At 56.4% G+C, this 16,918-nt stretch carries 17 protein-coding genes, 1 tRNA gene and 1 pseudogene; 15 read left to right on the top strand and 4 right to left on the bottom strand.

Annotation, left to right across the window (positions count from 1 at the left end; genetic code table 11):
- Positions 1–4 precede the first annotated feature (4 nt).
- The 9 genes and pseudogenes from LB453_RS14320 (at position 5) to LB453_RS14280 (ending at position 5,863) form a co-directional block, all read left to right on the top strand.
- Positions 5–310, top strand: coding sequence for a phage baseplate plug protein (locus LB453_RS14320; RefSeq protein WP_224481462.1), 306 nt, complete (start codon positions 5–7; stop codon positions 308–310).
- 2 nt (positions 311–312) lie between these two features.
- Positions 313–1,377: a hypothetical protein gene (locus tag LB453_RS14315; protein ID WP_224481461.1), complete on the top strand. Its 1,065-nt coding sequence runs from the start codon at positions 313–315 to the stop codon at positions 1,375–1,377.
- Complete coding sequence (locus tag LB453_RS14310; RefSeq protein ID WP_224481460.1) at positions 1,374–1,721, top strand: hypothetical protein; 348 nt, start codon at positions 1,374–1,376, stop codon at positions 1,719–1,721. Before LB453_RS14315 ends, LB453_RS14310 begins: the two co-directional genes overlap by 4 nt.
- 43 nt (positions 1,722–1,764) lie before the next feature.
- Entirely contained in the window at positions 1,765–2,517 is a 753-nt protein-coding gene (locus tag LB453_RS14305) for a Gp138 family membrane-puncturing spike protein (RefSeq protein WP_224481459.1), read from the top strand.
- The gene (locus tag LB453_RS14300; RefSeq protein WP_224481458.1) at positions 2,517–2,870 is read left to right on the top strand and encodes a hypothetical protein; all 354 of its coding nucleotides are present in this window, start codon (positions 2,517–2,519) and stop codon (positions 2,868–2,870) included. The genes LB453_RS14305 and LB453_RS14300 overlap by 1 nt, the downstream gene beginning before the upstream one ends.
- Positions 2,870–4,069: pseudogene (locus LB453_RS14295) on the top strand (baseplate J/gp47 family protein). The gene LB453_RS14300 and the pseudogene LB453_RS14295 overlap by 1 nt, the downstream one beginning before the upstream one ends.
- Entirely contained in the window at positions 4,066–4,746 is a 681-nt protein-coding gene (locus LB453_RS14290) for a DUF2612 domain-containing protein (RefSeq protein WP_224481457.1), read from the top strand. The pseudogene LB453_RS14295 and the gene LB453_RS14290 overlap by 4 nt, the downstream one beginning before the upstream one ends.
- Complete coding sequence (locus LB453_RS14285) at positions 4,746–5,627, top strand: hypothetical protein (protein ID WP_224481456.1); 882 nt, start codon at positions 4,746–4,748, stop codon at positions 5,625–5,627. Before LB453_RS14290 ends, LB453_RS14285 begins: the two co-directional genes overlap by 1 nt.
- Positions 5,627–5,863 (top strand): hypothetical protein, encoded by a 237-nt coding sequence (locus LB453_RS14280; protein ID WP_224481455.1) that lies wholly within the window; start codon positions 5,627–5,629, stop codon positions 5,861–5,863. Before LB453_RS14285 ends, LB453_RS14280 begins: the two co-directional genes overlap by 1 nt.
- An 8-nt stretch (positions 5,864–5,871) precedes the next feature.
- On the opposite strand, the gene LB453_RS14275 is transcribed toward LB453_RS14280, so the two are convergent.
- Positions 5,872–6,903 carry an acyltransferase family protein gene (locus LB453_RS14275; protein WP_224481454.1) on the bottom strand — a complete coding sequence of 344 codons (1,032 nt, stop codon included), beginning with the start codon at positions 6,901–6,903 and terminating at the stop codon, positions 5,872–5,874.
- A 293-nt stretch (positions 6,904–7,196) separates the two neighbouring features.
- Between LB453_RS14275 and LB453_RS14270 the strand changes: the two genes are divergently transcribed.
- Together LB453_RS14270 and LB453_RS14265 are read left to right on the top strand one after the other, a co-directional pair.
- Complete coding sequence (locus LB453_RS14270; RefSeq protein WP_224481453.1) at positions 7,197–7,436, top strand: hypothetical protein; 240 nt, start codon at positions 7,197–7,199, stop codon at positions 7,434–7,436.
- 35 nt (positions 7,437–7,471) lie between these two features.
- Positions 7,472–7,723 carry a phage repressor protein gene (locus tag LB453_RS14265; RefSeq protein ID WP_224481452.1) on the top strand — a complete coding sequence of 84 codons (252 nt, stop codon included), beginning with the start codon at positions 7,472–7,474 and terminating at the stop codon, positions 7,721–7,723.
- Positions 7,724–7,970: 247 nt separating this feature from the next.
- Here LB453_RS14265 and LB453_RS14260 read toward each other — a convergent pair.
- A tRNA-Ser gene (locus tag LB453_RS14260) sits at positions 7,971–8,058 on the bottom strand.
- A gap of 244 nt (positions 8,059–8,302) precedes the next feature.
- Between LB453_RS14260 and phoA the strand changes: the two genes are divergently transcribed.
- Entirely contained in the window at positions 8,303–9,727 is a 1,425-nt protein-coding gene (gene phoA, locus LB453_RS14255; RefSeq protein ID WP_103795490.1) for an alkaline phosphatase, read from the top strand.
- A gap of 42 nt (positions 9,728–9,769) precedes the next feature.
- Here phoA and mfd read toward each other — a convergent pair whose 3' ends face one another.
- On the bottom strand, positions 9,770–13,213 hold the full coding sequence (mfd, locus tag LB453_RS14250) for a transcription-repair coupling factor (protein ID WP_224481451.1): 3,444 nt from the start codon (positions 13,211–13,213) through the stop codon (positions 9,770–9,772).
- Between the two features lie 101 nt (positions 13,214–13,314).
- A complete protein-coding gene (locus LB453_RS14245; RefSeq protein WP_103795492.1) occupies positions 13,315–13,524 on the bottom strand; it encodes a hypothetical protein in 210 nt (69 codons plus the stop codon).
- 222 nt (positions 13,525–13,746) lie between these two features.
- Here LB453_RS14245 and lolC point away from each other — a divergent pair, with 222 nt between their 5' ends.
- From lolC to lolE, 3 genes are read left to right on the top strand one after another with little or no spacing between them, the layout of a single operon-like run.
- Entirely contained in the window at positions 13,747–14,946 is a 1,200-nt protein-coding gene (lolC, locus tag LB453_RS14240) for a lipoprotein-releasing ABC transporter permease subunit LolC (protein ID WP_103795493.1), read from the top strand.
- A complete protein-coding gene (gene lolD, locus LB453_RS14235; RefSeq protein WP_103795494.1) occupies positions 14,939–15,643 on the top strand; it encodes a lipoprotein-releasing ABC transporter ATP-binding protein LolD in 705 nt (234 codons plus the stop codon). The genes lolC and lolD overlap by 8 nt, the downstream gene beginning before the upstream one ends.
- Positions 15,643–16,887 carry a lipoprotein-releasing ABC transporter permease subunit LolE gene (gene lolE, locus LB453_RS14230; RefSeq protein ID WP_103795495.1) on the top strand — a complete coding sequence of 415 codons (1,245 nt, stop codon included), beginning with the start codon at positions 15,643–15,645 and terminating at the stop codon, positions 16,885–16,887. Before lolD ends, lolE begins: the two co-directional genes overlap by 1 nt.
- Positions 16,888–16,918: the final 31 nt, after the last annotated feature.

The raw sequence follows: 16,918 nt of genomic DNA, 5'->3' as shown, positions 1-16,918 counted from the left end.
TACGATGCAGGCCAGTGAAATACCCCTGTCACCGGATAACCAGCAATTTTCCTTAGCGATAAATAGGGTTAATTACTCGATAAGGACGGTTTGGCGTGACGCCGCGGGCTGGGTGATAGACCTGCTAGACAGCAGCGGCGCAGGTATTGTGACCGGCATTCCTCTGGTTACGGGCGCCAACCTGCTGGCGTCATTTTCTTATCTTGAACTCGGCTTCGGGCTCGTGGTGCTTTGCGATGATCCGACGCAGGATTACCCCACAAAAACCGACCTGGGCATCAGCAGCCACCTCTGGGCCGTAACGGAGTAAACATGTCACAGAACTGGATGCGCCACTTCGAGCTGCAAATCCTGTCAGAAAGTGGTGAAGGCATTAGCCTGAGTGACTTCAAGGTGACGTTCCGCATTGAGTGGACAGATACCCGCTGGCCGCGCGTTGCAATGGTGAAGATTTATAACCTCTCCAAAGACACCTGCAGCCGCATTCTGGGAAAAGAGTTCGCGAAGATTAAAATCATCGCAGGCTATGACGGTATGCCGGCGGCTGTAGACAGTAGCCAGGTCGGCGTAGCAACGGAAATTGACCCGTCACAAGTCGGCCAGACGAATGGCACGAACTTCGGGGAAATTTTCAGCGGTGAAATACGCTTCACCGTCACCGGACGCGACAACCCTACCGATACCTGGGTTTTGATTCAGGCGATCGACGGCCATCAGGCATTCATGAACGCCAGTGTGACCACAACGCTCGCGGCTGGCTACACCGTTGCTGATGTTCACGCCGCAGCTATGGACAGCTTCAACCCTTTTGGCGTGACGAAAGGAATCACGGGCGACACGCCAGCTACGGTATTCCCGCGCGGTCGCGTGCTTTATCAGTCAACGCGCGATGTTATGGATAACGTTGCGGTGCAGTGTGACGCCACCTGGCAACTGGTTGATGGTCAGGCTCAGATGGTGCCGACCGATAAATACGTGCAGGAAGCTATCGTATTGAACAGCGATACCGGCCTGATTGGAATGCCTCAGCAGACGATGGGGGCAGGCGTTAACTTGCGCTGCCTGATAAACCCGAATATTCGGCTAAATGGTCTGGTACAGATTGATCAGGCTTCAGTGTATCGCGCCAGCCTGTCAGCCGACGAGGTGAAGGCATTGCCTGGCCGCGCCAGAGAGGAAAATGTGAATGGCAACCTGTCGGTAAACGGCACACTGCAACAACCTGCAAGTATTGCGGCAGATGGCTTATATATCGTCAAGTCCATCGATTATAATGGCGACACACGCGGGCAGCCTTGGTATATGGATATGATGTGTTTCGCTCGCGGATCAGCAGATTTGCTATCCACTTCAGCTATAAACAGAGGTGCTTCATGAGGGCGGTTCTATTGTTGTTGCTGTTCCCGTTTTATGCGCTGGCAGCAAGCGACGCGGGCAAGCCTTTTATGGACTGTGGGAAAGGAGATTACGTCCTCTTTTACCCGAAAGATGAGCGATCATTTATTCAGGTGAACGGCAATCAACCACTAAACCAAACGGTAAAGTACCTCGGAGCTCAAGGTGATTCCTCAGCCATGCTGGTGACGCTTCCTTTCTCCCGCAATTTAATGCTGCAGTGGGAGAAGCTTCCAAAGCGACAGCGGTTATACGTGTACGATTATCCTGATGGCGGACATCCTCGGATGGTCGAAAAAATAGACTGCAAATGGATGAATAAATAGCAACCAACCCGCTTCGGCGGGTTTTTTATTGCCCGGAGTAAACATGTCAGTCAATCCTCAGTCGCTGGCAGGCGGCGAACTGCAGGCGATGAAGGTGCTGTCTGACACCATCTTCTCCATGCTGCGCGTCTCTATGCCTGGAATCATCCAGTCGTTCGACCCTATAGCATGTACCTGCACTGTTCAGCCGGCCATATCAGGTCAGGTTGCAGATGAGGCAGGCGCGTTTAAATCTGCGCCCCTACCACTGCTGGTCGACGTTCCGGTGGTATTTCCACGCGGTGGTGGCTGCACCATTACTTTCCCTGTGAAAGCTGGCGACGAGTGCCTGGTGGTGTTTTCCGATCGCTGCATCGACTTCTGGTGGCAGAACGGCGGCGTGCAGGAGCCTGTCGACCCTCGGCAGCATGATTTGTCAGACGCCTTTGCGTTCATTGGCCCGCAGTCGCAGGCGGAAGTTATAGGGAATATCAGCACCTCTACGCTGCAGATGCGAACGGATGACGGTGCGGCTTATATTGAGCTCGACCCAAACAGCCATGCCGTGAATATCGTGGCGCCGGGCGGCCTGAACGTGACGACTCCTCTCGCCAAATTCAGCCAGGCGGTGACCATTACCGGATTGCTGACATGGATGGGCGGAATGGTCGGCAGCCTTGCAACTGGAACCGCGGCGAAAATTACGGGCGCCATCGAGTTTATCGGTAGCCTGAAGTCCAACGGCAAAGATATCAGCGACAGTCACACGCACAGCGGCGTGCAGACCGGCACTGGCAATTCTGGCAAGGTGAACTGATGCGATACAGACGCGAAGATGCCAATGGTGACTACACCTTCGGGCAGGGCGATGATACCTGGCTGATTAACTCACCGGAAACGGTGGCGCAGGCGGTGAAGACGCGCTTTCTGCTGTGGTATGGGCAGTGGTTCCTCGACACGACAGAGGGAACGCCGTGGATCCAGTCCGTACTGGGTAAGCAGAAGCCGGAAACCTACAACCTCGCCATTCGCCAGCGCATCCTTGAGACGCGAGGCGTTAACTCTATCAAGTCGTTCGATACGACGCTGAATACATCATCCCGACGCGTAGTGTTTACCGCGACGATCGACACTATCTACGGAACGACGACAGTCACAAGCGAGGCGTAATGGCTCTCAATTTAGATACGCTGGGGCTCTCCGCTACGGTGACCGCCTCAGGGATAAGTGCGCCTGATTACCAGACAATCCTGAGCACTATCACCGAATATTTTCAGCAGATTTACGGCACCGACGCTTATCTGGAGCCTGACAGTAAAGATGGGCAGATGGTCGCGCTTGTAGCGCTGGCGGTACATGATGCCAACAATACGGCGATTCAGGTTTACAGTTCCTTTTCGCCATCCTCCGGCATGACCGACGCCCTTACGCGAAACGTCAAGATCAACGGCATCGCTCGTAAGGCGGCCACCAATTCCACGGTTGACGTGACGCTGACCGGCACCGCAGGAACGACGATCACAAACGGCTCGGTAAAGGATGCCAATGGCATCATCTGGAACCTGCCAGCCAGCGTGACAATCGATGTGGGCGGTTCTGTAACCGTGACGGCTACTTGCGCTAATTCAGGCGCAGTAGCAGCAGTTGCTGGAAGTATCACCAAAATCAATACGCCAACACGCGGCTGGACGGCCGTATCCAACGCTAACGCAGCGACTGTAGGCTCTGCCGCGGAAACTGATGCTCAGCTTCGAGTGCGACAGTCACAGAGCGTGGCAATACCCGCGCTGACGCCGTTTGATGCTGTCGACGGCGCGATCGCCAACGTAGCAGGCGTAACCCGTCATAAGCTTTACGAGAACGATAGCGGAGCAGTGAATAGTGACGGCATTCCTGCCCACTCAATAGCGGCGATTGTGGACGGTGGGGACGTTACGGAGATCGCACAGACTATCCGTGGCAAAAAAGGCCAGGGTGTTGCCACGTTCGGCTCGACGACCGTCACTGTGCCGGATAAATACGATAATCCGCACGCAATCAGCTTCTCGCGATCAACTGATGTTCCGATATATGTCGCCATAACTCTGAAGGTCTTCACCGGTTACACCACTCAGATCGGCGAGCAGATTAAACAGGCGATTGCCGATTACATCAACAGCCTGACAATTGGCGATGACGTCCTCTAAAGCCGCATCTATTCGCCGGCAAACCTCGGTGTCGTGAGCGGCGGCAACGCGAAATACTACGACATCAACGCCCTGACCATTGGCAAGTCGGCCGGCTCTCAGGCGGCAGCAAATATCGTCATAGCCTTCAACGAATCAGCATCCTGCAGTACAGCAAATATAGCTCTCACGGTGACGTCATGAGCAAATATACCGACCTGATTACCAACTACCACAGGGGAAAGCCTCTGTTTGTCGACCATGTCGACCTGTCAACGCGTCCGCTTACTGATACTTCCACAACCCTGCAGAATTTGCTCACTGCCTTCGATATAGACAGCGCGATAGGCGTGCAGCTTGATGTTCTGGGTGAGTGGATTGGGCGAACGCGAATCGTCAGCCAGCCAATCAGCGGCGTCTACTTCTCATTTGATACCGATGGGGTTGGCTGGGATCAGGGCGTCTGGCAAGGACCGTATGACCCGGACGCAGGCTTCACTAGCCTGAGTGATGACACTTATCGCATTGTCCTGAAGGCGAAGATAGCCATCAACAGCTGGGATGGCCAAAACGACTCGCTGCCGGCGATTCTGGAAACAGCGCTTGAAGGTTCCGGTTTGCGGATGCAAATCGTCGACAACCAGGACATGACCATCTCAGTCTGGGTATTTCCGGAAGAGGATATCAGCCAGGTGTCACTCGAGCTTCTGGCTGCTATCAAACAAGGTTACCTGACAGTTAAAGCTGCCGGAGTATGGGCCGGCGATGTTCAAACGCCTTCTATTTTAACACCATCAGTTGGGTCGAAATTCTTCGGCTTCGATATGGACAATGAATATATTGCCGGCTTTGATGACGGCGCATGGGGAGTGACACTTTAATGGCTACAAATAACTTTAAGGCGTTTGCAAACACAAATAGCGCAAACGTAACCAGCCAGGCTGATTATGAGGCGCTGGCTGCATTACTCAGCGGTTTTCAAAGTGGCAAGGCGTCTTCAGCGCAAATCAATAAGGTTCTTCGCCAGTCATCGGCAATGGCCTATGTTTTGGCTCAATTCATTTCAGACTCAGCAAATGTGGACGTTCTTGATAACGGGGCGCCAGCAACAATTCTTTCGAATTTAAAGTCAGGTGTGAAAAAGTTCACTCCAGGTAGACTGTTAAATGTCGTTACTTTCCTCGCCTCTGGTAATTACACTCCAGGAGCTGGTACAAATTTTATCCGAGTCAAGGCAGTTGCTGGCGGTGGAGCTAGTGGAAGCGAGGCTGCAACTAGTGGAGGAAATGGAGGGATGTCACAAGGGGGATATTACGGTCAGTATATTGACGTTTTAATCCCGGTCTCTGCATTTAATGCACCGGTATCAATAGTCATTGGTTCTGGAGGAACCCCTGCTGCTGCGGGGCAGAATACGGGGGGGACAGGTGGAGCAACATCTTTTGGGGCTATTTTCACTCTTCCAGGCGGGCCGGGAGGAGTATCAATGCCGATTTCAACGGGGGCAGCCGCGGCAGGGGCTAGTCTCTCCAGCAGGCCAATAACATCAACTATTACGCCAATCAATTCCTCTGGTGGCATCACTAAGGCCAGCACGACTATTCAAGTTGTTCCGGGCACTAACCTTGGGCAGATGCCGTTGCCATCTCCTATTGAGGGGGGGTATTACGGCTCAGGCGGAATTGGTGTTCCTGCGACGACGTCTGCCGTACAGGGAAATTCTGGGGTTTCAGGAATTATGATCATTGAGGAGTATGCATAATGACGGTTAACTTAGCCATGATTGCAGACGGCGACATTGAAGTGCTTAATACTATTGTTGCGGAAAGTGAAGATTTCAAAATGGAAGGGTTTGTGTTTGTGCCAATTTTAAATAAACAGTGCGAAATAGGAATGTTTTATAATAAAAAGGATGGGCTCTTTTATTTTGATAAGGGGTTTAAATTGTCGACGAATCCTGTTAATGACCCATCCCAAACACCCCTTGGAGACAATTGATTTCTGTCCTAACGCTTACCTATTTTAGTAAGTGGTCTTTCTATAAATCTGAACGTCAGGGATGACACGATTACGGTAGCCAAGACAGACATCGCCGCGAATAGAATATTAAAATTAATGTCGTTACTTTTAAAGTACAGCATGAGATAAATGATCGGAGTGTGCATTAAGTAAATAGAATATGAGCTCCTTCCCAGATATATAAAAGGCTTGTTTTCTAATAGAGAAATGAACGGACCACTTGACTGGGTTAAAGTAACTAAGCCTATAGATATAAGTATTATTACTAAAGTGTAGGTCGCAATCGATGGGATCACGCCTGACATGATTAACAGCATCGTAATGACTGAGGAGCCAATAATCCATGATGAATATGTCTCAAGGATGCATTTTAATTTCTTATTCTCCAGTGCAAGCATGGCGATGACGCCAATTGATACGCATAACATACATCTTAACATCCCCCCGCTGAGGATTAAATAATGCGGTGTATGTATTTCATTTGATTTCATGCTAACTGCTATCATCATTAAAACAGAAACGATAAAGATAACAAAAGAAATGAGAGGCCGATAACAGCATGCAATGATTACTATTGATGCTACGTAAAGTTCAGATGATATAGACCATGTTGGGGGGTTAAGATATGGAGTTAACGAACCAAAATTGCTAAGCAAAAGTATATCTGTAATTATTTTCCCAAGTGAGAACTTACCTATCCAGTCAGGAAAAAATAGCCCATTGGAAATGTAGAGGCAAAGAGGTATCAAAGCAGAGGCGAAAATATGTAGGGGATAAAGTCGTAAGAATCTTGACTTGAAAAATGTAAAGACTTCTCGACCTTCAAACGTAAGACTGTCCTTATGGTTATAATATAAAACCATACCGGAAAGAATAAAAAAAACATCCACAGCAAAAGTTGAATTTCTTACAATGTTGAAACCTGTTCCCCATCCTGTAAAGTGAGAAAATGCATGGCTTGAAGCAACAATCAAAGCCAGACCCCCTCTCATACCATCCAAGCCTTTAAGACGTTCCATATAAAATCCATAATTAGTATTTATGCGACGCAAGCTAATCGAAATTCTTCCCGCAGACAATATCAAAATGCTCATACCTCATAAAAAAGCCCCGGCGACGGGGCAGAGGCGTACCGCGCCGATCTGAGCAGGCTACGGGGTAGGGTGACTAAAGCTTAACCACCCACGTCTGGCTTATCCAGACCTAACTCCGTGCCAGAGCCAGCTTTACAAAAATCCAAACCGCAGCGGCTTGCCAAAAACACACCTCAACATTACTGTGTTTATATACAGTAAATTTGCAGGGTAGTTTTATGCCACGCGATTATGAAATCACCGCGGCTTTCAAAGATGCGATCAAGCTGGACGCTAAAAATCGGCGGTTAGTGACAACGAACGACTTTCGGTTAGCGCTCGTAAAGTACAACCATCACTGGCCTCTGGAGGAGTGCAACCGCTGGATTAAGCGGTATCAGACGTTCTTTTTCGAGCTCGTCACGGACGGCGGAGAGAACAAGACGTGGGCCCTGCGCAACATGGGGTATGTTAGATGAGCGCGTCATATATAGAAGAAAGCTTCGAGCCTCCATTGTGCAGCGCGTTCCGCATCGAGACGCCTGACGGGTTTGTCATCGTCGACCGCAGCGTAAAAATGAAGCCTGGGGATGAGGTGGCGTTTCAGTACGATGGCTATCCGATGGTGGGCAAGCTGTTCGCCTCCGGGCTGATAACGCAAGACGGGGAGACGATAGACGGGGAAGGGCTGGAGGGCATCATCGTGCTGGGTAAAGTTACTGCCACGATTCTGGAAGATGACGACGAGTACCGGCCGACGATCTGAGCGTCAGTAAAAGCACATATAAAGGAGAAGCGTGTTGTGATGGGATTGCAGCACCTTGAAATATCGCGTTGCAATTAGACACAAACAGAAAAGCCTCTGGCGTTAACCAAAGGCTTTTTCTTTGCATCTGAGATGCGCGTGCATTTCACGTGCACTTTTTTGTACTGCTTTTGTAGTTCCGTTGTCTCGATGTAGTCTTTGGATTCAGTCTACACGCGGCTTTGTCCGCTCAACGTCCTACTAATTATGGCGGTGAGAGGGGGATTCGAACCCCCGATACGTTGCCGTATACACACTTTCCAGGCGTGCTCCTTCAGCCACTCGGACACCTCACCACATTTTTTCCGCTGACCTTGCTGGGTCAACGGGGCGCTACTATAGGGAGTCGGCCCAAAAGGGTCAAGCACTATTTTTCTCTTTTTTTCTATCCGCTTAAGCTCTGTTCGAATCGTTTTATCCCTGCGCATTCCGGCCAGATTGTCATCAAAAAGAAATCCCGCAGCCACAAAAATGTCACCAAAGCATCACAGACTTAACGCCTGATACTTCTGGTAAATTTTACTTATAAGGGAATACAAGATGAAACAGATGCGCATTTTTACTTTCTCACTGCTCGCTTCGCTGGTCAGCCTCTCCGCACACGCCGAAAACAGCAGCGCGCCGGCGGACGCCGCCTATCTCCGCGCCGCGACCGGTGATATTACCCTGCACGGCGGCGCGCGCCGCCTGACCGGCGATCAGACCGCGGCGCTGAAAGCGTCGCTGCGCAACAGCACGGCGAAAAATGTCATCCTGCTGATCGGCGACGGCATGGGCGACTCGGAAATCACCGCCGCGCGCAACCTGGCGGAAGGGGCAGGCGGCTTTTTTAAAGGACTGGACGCGCTGCCGCTTACCGGCCAGTACACCCACTACTCGCTCGACAAAAAGAGCCACAAGCCGGATTACGTGACTGATTCTGCCGCGTCCGCCACCGCGTGGGCTACCGGCACCAAAAGCTATAACGGCGCTATCGGCGTCGACGTCAACGGCAAAGATCAGCAAACCCTGCTGGAGATCGCCAAAGCGGCAGGCAAAGCGACCGGCAACGTCTCAACCGCGGAGCTGCAGGATGCCACGCCCGCCGCGCTGATGGCGCACGTCACCAGCCGCAAATGCTACGGCCCGGAGAAAACCAGCGAGCTGTGCGCCAGCAATGCGCTGGAGCAGGGCGGAAAAGGCTCCATCAGCGAACAGATCCTGAAAACCCGTGCCGACGTGGTACTGGGCGGCGGCGCGAAATCTTTTAACGAGGTGGCGAAAGCGGGCGACTATCAGGGCAAAACTCTGCGCGACCAGGCGCAGGCGCTGGGGTTCCAGCTGGTAAGCGACTGGCAGGGGCTGAACGCCGTAACGGCGGCCAGTAAGGACAAACCGCTGCTCGGCCTGTTTGCCGACGGCAATATGCCGGTGCGCTGGAAAGGGCCGAAGGCGAGCTATCACGGCAATATCGACCAGCCAGCGGTAACCTGCGAGGTCAATAAAGATCGTCCGGCCACTACCCCGACGCTGTCGCAGATGACCGCCAAAGCGATAGATCTGCTCAAGGCCAACCCGAACGGCTTTTTCCTGCAGGTAGAGGGCGCGTCGATTGATAAAGAGGATCACGCGGCGAATCCGTGCGGCCAGATTGGCGAAACGGTGGATCTCGACGAAGCGGTGCAGCAGGCGCTCGCGTTTGCGCGCGAAGAGGGGAATACGCTGGTGGTGGTGACGGCAGATCATGCGCACAGCAGCCAGATTATCGCCAATGAGACCAAAGCGCCCGGCCTGACGCAGGCGTTGAACACCAAAGATGGCGCGGTGATGACCATCAGCTACGGCAACTCCGATACCGATTCGCAGGGCCATACCGGCACCCAGCTGCGCGTCGCGGCCTACGGCCCCTGGGCGGCGAATGTGGTGGGTCTGACCGATCAGACCGATCTCTTCTTTACGCTGCGCGACGCGATGGCGCTGAAGTAAATTAAGTCACGTCTCCCGCTGGCGGGAGACGTGACTATGTCACTAAACGCGGTTTTCGCGCAGCTGTGCCATAAAGCTCTGCACCCACTCCATGCGCAGCTTGCGCTCGGTCAGATCGCGCGTAAAGCGCAGTCGGGTCGGGCCATCAAGCTTCCACTGCTGCGGATCCTTCTGCAGCAGGCTAATCAGCCAGCCGGGATCGACGCTGTTCTGCGGCGCAAAATCAAAGAAGCCGCCTTTATCGCTGACCTCGATCTTGCGGATGCCGAGGCTGCGCGCCACCAGCCGCAGCGCAGCGATATCCAGCAGATTGCGCGCCGCGTCCGGCAGGATGCCGAAGCGATCGATCATCTCAACCTTCAGCTCCTGCAGCTCCTCTTCGCTGTCGGCGCTGGCGATGCGCTTATAGAGCGAAAGGCGGGTATTGACGTCGGGGATAAACTCCTCCGGCAGCAGAGCGGGCATGCGCAGCTCAATCTCGGTCTGATTGCTGGTGAGATCCTCCAGCGACGGCTCGCGGCCCGCCTTCAGCGCCTCAACCGCGTTCTCCAGCAGCTCCATATAGAGCGAGAAGCCCAGCGTCTCCATCTGGCCGCTCTGCTCTTCGCCCAGCAGCTCGCCTGCGCCGCGGATCTCCAGATCGTGCGTTGCCAGCGCAAAGCCCGCGCCCAGATCCTCCAGCGAGGCGATCGCCTCCAGACGCTTCTGCGCGTCGCTGGTCATCGCTTTAGGCGGCGGCGTCAGCAGCCAGGCGTACGCCTGATGGTGCGAACGTCCGACGCGGCCGCGCAGCTGATGCAGCTGCGCCAGGCCGAAATGATCGGCGCGCTCAATAATAATGGTGTTGGCGGTCGGGATATCGATGCCGGTCTCGATAATGGTGGTGCAGACCAGCACGTTGAAGCGCTGATGATGGAAGTCATTCATCACCCGTTCAAGGTCGCGCTCGCGCATCTGGCCGTGGCCGATGGCGATACGCGCCTCCGGCACCAGCTCCGTCAGCCGCTGCGCCGCCTTCTCAATATTCTCAACGTCGTTATAGAGGTAGTAGACCTGGCCGCCGCGCAGCACTTCACGCAGGATCGCCTCACGCACCACCAGCGCGTCATACTCGCGCACAAAGGTCTTCACCGCCAGGCGGCGCGCGGGCGGCGTGGCGATAATCGACAGATCGCGCATGCCGCTCATCGCCATATTCAGGGTGCGCGGGATCGGCGTCGCGGTAAGCGTCAGAATATCGACGTCGGCGCGCATCGCCTTGATGCGCTCTTTGTGGCGCACGCCGAAGCGGTGCTCTTCATCGACGATCAGCAGCCCTAAGTCGTGCCACTTTAGATCGCTCATCAGCAGCTTATGGGTACCGATCAGAATATCGATCTTGCCCTCGCTCGCCGCCTGCAGCACCTGCGTCTGCTCTTTGGCGCTGCGGAAGCGCGACAGCATCTCAATGCGCACCGGCCAGTTGGCGAAGCGATCGCGGAAGTTATCGTAGTGCTGCTGCGCCAGCAGCGTGGTCGGCACCAGCACCGCCACCTGTTTATGGTTCTCGACCGCCAGGAAGGCGGCGCGCATCGCCACTTCGGTCTTGCCGAAGCCAACGTCGCCGCACACCAGTCGATCCATCGCCAGCGGCTGACACATATCGCTCAGCACCGCGTTGATCGCCTGCGCCTGATCCGCCGTGGTTTCAAACGGGAAGCTTTCGCAGAAGAGCTGATACTGCTCGCGGTCGTGCTTAAAGGCGTAGCCCGCTTTCGCCGCGCGCTGGGCGTAAATATCCAGCAGCTCGGCGGCAACGTCGCGCACCTTCTCCGCCGCTTTCTGCCGCGCGCGCGACCAGGCGTCGCTGCCCAGCTTGTGCAGCGGCGCGTTTTCATCCGCGCCGCCGGCGTAGCGGCTGATCAGATGCAGCGACGAGACCGGCACATAGAGTTTGGCGTCGTTGGCGTAGGAGAGCATCAGATACTCCGCCATAATGCCGCCCGCCTCCAGCGTGGTCAGGCCGATATAGCGGCCAACGCCGTGCTCCAGATGCACCACCGGCTGACCGGGCGTCAGCTCGGCCAGGTTGCGGATCAGAATATCCGGGTTGATGGTGCGGCGCGTATCCTGGCGGCGACGGCTGACGCGTTCGCCCAGCAGATCGCTTTCGCAGATCAGGGCGCGGTCGCGCAGCGTATCGATAAAGCCGCGCTCGCTGGCACCGATCATCAGGGTATAGCGTTCGCTCTGTGCCTCATCGAAGCGCCGCACCGTCTGCGGACGCAGCTTAATGCGCGCCAGCAGCTCCTGCAGGCTTTCGCGGCGGCCTTCGCTCTCCACCGAGAAGGTGACCTGGCCGCTGAAGTCGTCGAGGAACTGGCGCAGCGGATCGAGCGGCGCTTTGGCCTGCGCCTGCACGGCGATATCCGGCAGCGGCCGGTAGCCAAGATTGGTATTGCCCGCTTTCTCCGGCAGTGATTCATTGGTCATCTGCATGCGCGGCCAGCGGTTCAGCTCGCCCAGCAGCGCGTCGGGCCGCAGCCAGAGCGTGGCTGGCGTCAGCAGCGGGCGCATCGGGTCGACGCGGCGATTCTCATAGCGCGCCTCGACGTCCTGCCAGAAGCGCTCTGCGCTGCCGTTAAGATCGCCGCAGTTCACCACCAGCGTATTGTCGGGCAGATAGCTGAACAGCGTCGGCAGCGCCTGCTCGAAGAAGAGCGGCTGCCAGTATTCGATGCCGGCGGGCAGGGTGCCTTTGCTCACCTGCTGATAGATATGCTCCGGCTCGCGGCGCACGTCGAACTGCTCGCGCCAGCGGGTGCGGAACAGCTCGATCGCCGCTTTGTCGGTCGGAAACTCATGGGCCGGCAGCAGGTTAATCGCCGGCACCGCTTCCAGCGTGCGCTGGCTGTCAACGTCGAACAGCCGCAGGCTGTCGATCTCATCGTCGAAAAAGTCGATGCGGTAGGGCTGATCGCTGCCCATGGGAAAGAGATCGAGCAGCGCGCCGCGCGTGGCGTATTCGCCGTGCTCCATCACCTGATCGACGTGGCGATAGCCCGCCTGTTCCAGCTGATCGCGCAGGCGATCGCGCGACAGCTTCTGTCCCTGCTTCATCACCAGAGCGTGGCCGTGCAAAAAAGTATGGGGACAGACGCGCTGCATCAGGGTGTTTACCGGCATAATCAGCATGCCGCGCGTCATGGTTGGCAGCTGGTAAAGCGTCGACAGACGCGCCGAAATAATGTCCTGATGCGGTGAGAAGCTGTCATAGGGCAGCGTTTCCCAGTCGGCGAGATGGCTGACGGGGAGATCGGTAAACTGGCGGATTTCCTCCAGCAGGCGCAGCGCGGTTTGCATATCGGGGGTAATCATCAGCACCGGACCGGCGTGGCGCTCGGTAATGCTGGCGCACTCCACCGCGTGCGCGGCACCGATTAGCTCACCAAGCTGGCGGCGATCGCCAGATTTTACGGGCAGGGCATAGCGAATCTGTTCGGACATGGGATCTTGTGGTTCTCTCCATTTTTTCCAGGGCGTCATGATTCCACATTACGCCCTGGCGATCACCTGCTGCGGCGGTTTTTCCTTTGCGCGGTGGCCGGTTATTTAGCGGATGGTTGGGTATAGTGCATGCGCGGACGATCGATATTCGCCCAGCTCAGCTCCATTTCCAGGTGGTAGCTGTGGTTGCCGTCGTCCCACTTGACGTAATAGCCGGTGGGTGCGTCTCCCTGTTCAAAAACGTTAACAATCTCGCCTTTTATCTCTCCCGATTTGTGTTTCACAATACTGCCTTTGGGATATTTGAACATGGTGTTTACTCCAGCGCCCAGGGAGCACGTTGCTGACTTCACCTTATAGTGTAGCCTACCCGGACGGCAGGCGATTAAACGTACAGTTGAGGCCAGCAGCATATCTTTTTAGCGAAAATCGGCCACACTTTGCCGCGTACTCAGAGGGTTAGAGGTTTCATAAACCAGACGCCTCCTTTATCATCACTGGTCTACTTTCAGGCAACTGCCAAGACGGAATACATGTATCAACCTGTCGCGCTATTTATCGGCCTGCGCTATATGCGCGGGCGAGCATCGGATCGCTTTGGTCGCTTCGTTTCCTGGCTCTCCACTATCGGCATTACGCTCGGTGTGCTGGCCCTGGTCACCGTACTGTCGGTGATGAACGGCTTTGAACGCGAGCTGGAGGGCAATATTCTCGGGCTGATGCCGCAGGCGCTGGTCACCAGCGACAAAGGCAGCATCAACCCGCAGCAGCAGCCCGCCGCGAGCCTTAAGCTGGCGGGCGTCAGCCGCATGGCGCCGCTCACCACCGCTGACGTGGTACTGCAGAGCGCGCATAACGTGTCGGTTGGCGTGATGCTCGGCATTCAGCCCGACGAAAAAGATCCCCTGACGCCTTATCTGGTCAACACGCCGCAAAGCGTGCTGCAGTCGGGCCAGTACAATGTCATCCTTGGCGAACAGCTGGCGACGCAGCTTGGCGTGAAGCGCGGCGACGAGCTGCGCCTGATGGTGCCGTCGGTCAGCCAGTTTACCCCGATGGGCCGCGTGCCGAGCCAGCGTCTGTTTACCGTAGCGGGAACCTATGCGGCCAACAGCGAGGTGGACGGCTACCAGATCCTGGTCAACCAGCAGGACGCCTCGCGCCTGATGCGCTATCCGGCGGGCAACGTCACCGGCTGGCGTCTCTGGCTGGATAAGCCGCTGGCGGTGGATGCGCTAAGCCAGCAGCCGCTGCCGGCCGGTCTGGTATGGAAAGACTGGCGCGAGCGCAAAGGCGACCTGTTCCAGGCGGTGCGCATGGAGAAGAATATGATGGGGCTGCTGCTGAGCCTGATCGTCGCCGTCGCCGCCTTTAATATCATTACCTCGCTCGGCCTGCTGATTATGGAGAAGCAGGGCGAGGTGGCGATCCTGCAAACGCAGGGGCTGACGCGCCGTCAGATTGTCGCGGTGTTTATGGTGCAGGGCGCCAGCGCCGGGATTATCGGCGCGCTGCTCGGCACCCTGCTGGGCGTGCTGCTGGCCAGCCAGCTCAATAATCTGATGCCGGTTATCGGCCTGTTTTTAGATGGCGCGGCGCTGCCGGTCGACATCAATCTCTGGCAGGTGATCACTATCGCCGTAACGGCGATGGCTGTCGCGCTGCTGTCGACGCTCTATCCCTCCTGGCGCGCCGCCGCCGTTCAACCCGCTGAGGCTTTACGTTATGAGTAACACCCCTTTGTTGCAGTGCCGCGAACTGTGCAAACGCTATCAGGAAGGCAGCGTGCAGACTGACGTGCTGCGCAACGTCACCTTTAGCCTGCAGCCCGGTGAGCTGGTGGCGATTGTCGGCAGCTCCGGCTCCGGCAAAAGTACGCTGCTGCATCTGCTGGGCGGGCTGGACGCGCCCACCTCTGGCGATGTGGTATTTGACGGCCAGTCGCTGAACGCCATGTCATCCTCTGCCAAAGCCTCGCTGCGCAACCGCGAGCTGGGCTTTATCTACCAGTTCCATCATCTGCTGCCCGACTTTAACGCGCTGGAAAACGTGGCGATGCCGCTGCTGATCGGCAAAACCGGCAAGGCGGAGGCGCAGCAGCGCGCGCGCGAGATGCTGGCGGCGGTAGGCCTGGAGAAGCGGGCGCATCACCGACCGTCGGAGCTGTCGGGCGGCGAGCGCCAGCGCGTCTCTATCGCCCGCGCGCTGGTGAACCGCCCGCGTCTGGTGATGGCGGATGAGCCAACAGGCAACCTCGACGCGCGCAACGCCGACGCCATTTTTGAACTGCTGGGCGAGCTGAATGTCCGTCAGGGCACCGCCTTTCTGGTGGTGACGCACGATCTGCATCTGGCGAAGCGCCTGTCGCGCCAGATGGAGATGCGCGACGGTCAGCTAAGCGAGCAGGTGACCTTAGCAGGAGCGCTCTGATGGGTTCGTCGTTATCCCTGTTGTTAGGGCTGCGTTTTAGCCGCGGCCGCCGCGGCGGCGGCATGGTGTCGCTGATCTCGATTATCTCTACCCTCGGCATCGCGCTGGGCGTGGCGGTGCTGATCATCGGCCTGAGCGCCATGAACGGCTTCGAGCGCGAGCTGAACAACCGTATTCTGGCGGTGGTGCCGCACGGTGAGATCGAGGCGGTCAATCAGCCGTTCCGCAACTGGCAGGCGCTGATAGCCCCCGTGGAGCAGGTGCCCGGCATCGCCGCCGCCGCGCCCTACGTTAACTTTACCGGCCTGATCGAGAGCGGCGCGAAGCTGCAGGCGCTGCAGGTGAAAGGGGTCGATCCGGCGCAGGAGCCGCGCCTCAGCGCGCTGCCGCAGTTTGTGGAGGGGGACGGCTGGAAAACCTTCGCCGCGGGCAAACAGCAGATTATTTTAGGCGGCGGCATCGCCCGCACCCTGAACGTAAAGCAGGGCAGCTGGATTACTATCCTGATCCCCAACAACGACGGCGGCACGAAACTGCTGCAGCCGAAGCGTATTCGCCTGCAGGTGAGCGGCATCCTGCAGCTGAGCGGCATGCTGGACCACAGTCTGGCGCTGGTGCCGCTGGCGGATGCCCAAAGCTATCTCGATATGGGTGACAGTGTCACGGGTATCGCCCTGAAGATGCAGGACCCCTTCCAGGCGGTGAAGCTGGTGCGCGACGCGGGCGAGGCGACCCACAGTGACGTCTATATCCGCAGCTGGATCGGCACCTTCGGCTATATGTATCGCGATATTCAGATGATCCGCGCCATTATGTATCTGGCGATGGTGCTGGTGATTGGCGTAGCCTGTTTTAATATCGTCTCGACGCTGGTGATGGCGGTGAAGGACAAGAGCAGCGATATTGCGGTGCTGCGCACCCTGGGCGCTAAAGATGGGCTGATCCGCGCCATCTTTATCTGGTACGGCCTGCTGGCTGGGCTGCTCGGCAGCGTCAGCGGCGTGGTGATCGGCGTGCTGGTGGCGCTGAATCTCACCACGCTGGTGCGCGGGCTGGAATCGCTGACCGGCCATCATTTGCTGGCGGGCGATATCTACTTTATCGATTTTCTGCCCTCTGAGCTGCACTGGCTCGACGTTGGCTCGGTGCTGCTGACGGCGATTGTGCTTAGCCTGCTGGCGAGCTGGTATCCGGCGCGGCGCGCCAGCCGCATCGATCCGGCGCGGGTGCTGAGCGGTCAGTAATCCGGCGAAAACGGCGGCATTGCGCTGTCAT

The organism is Pantoea agglomerans, assembly GCF_020149765.1.
Lineage (GTDB): Bacteria > Pseudomonadota > Gammaproteobacteria > Enterobacterales > Enterobacteriaceae > Pantoea > Pantoea alvi.
Note: the sequence above shows the minus strand (reverse complement) of the source record. Positions and strands in the feature narration are given on the sequence as shown.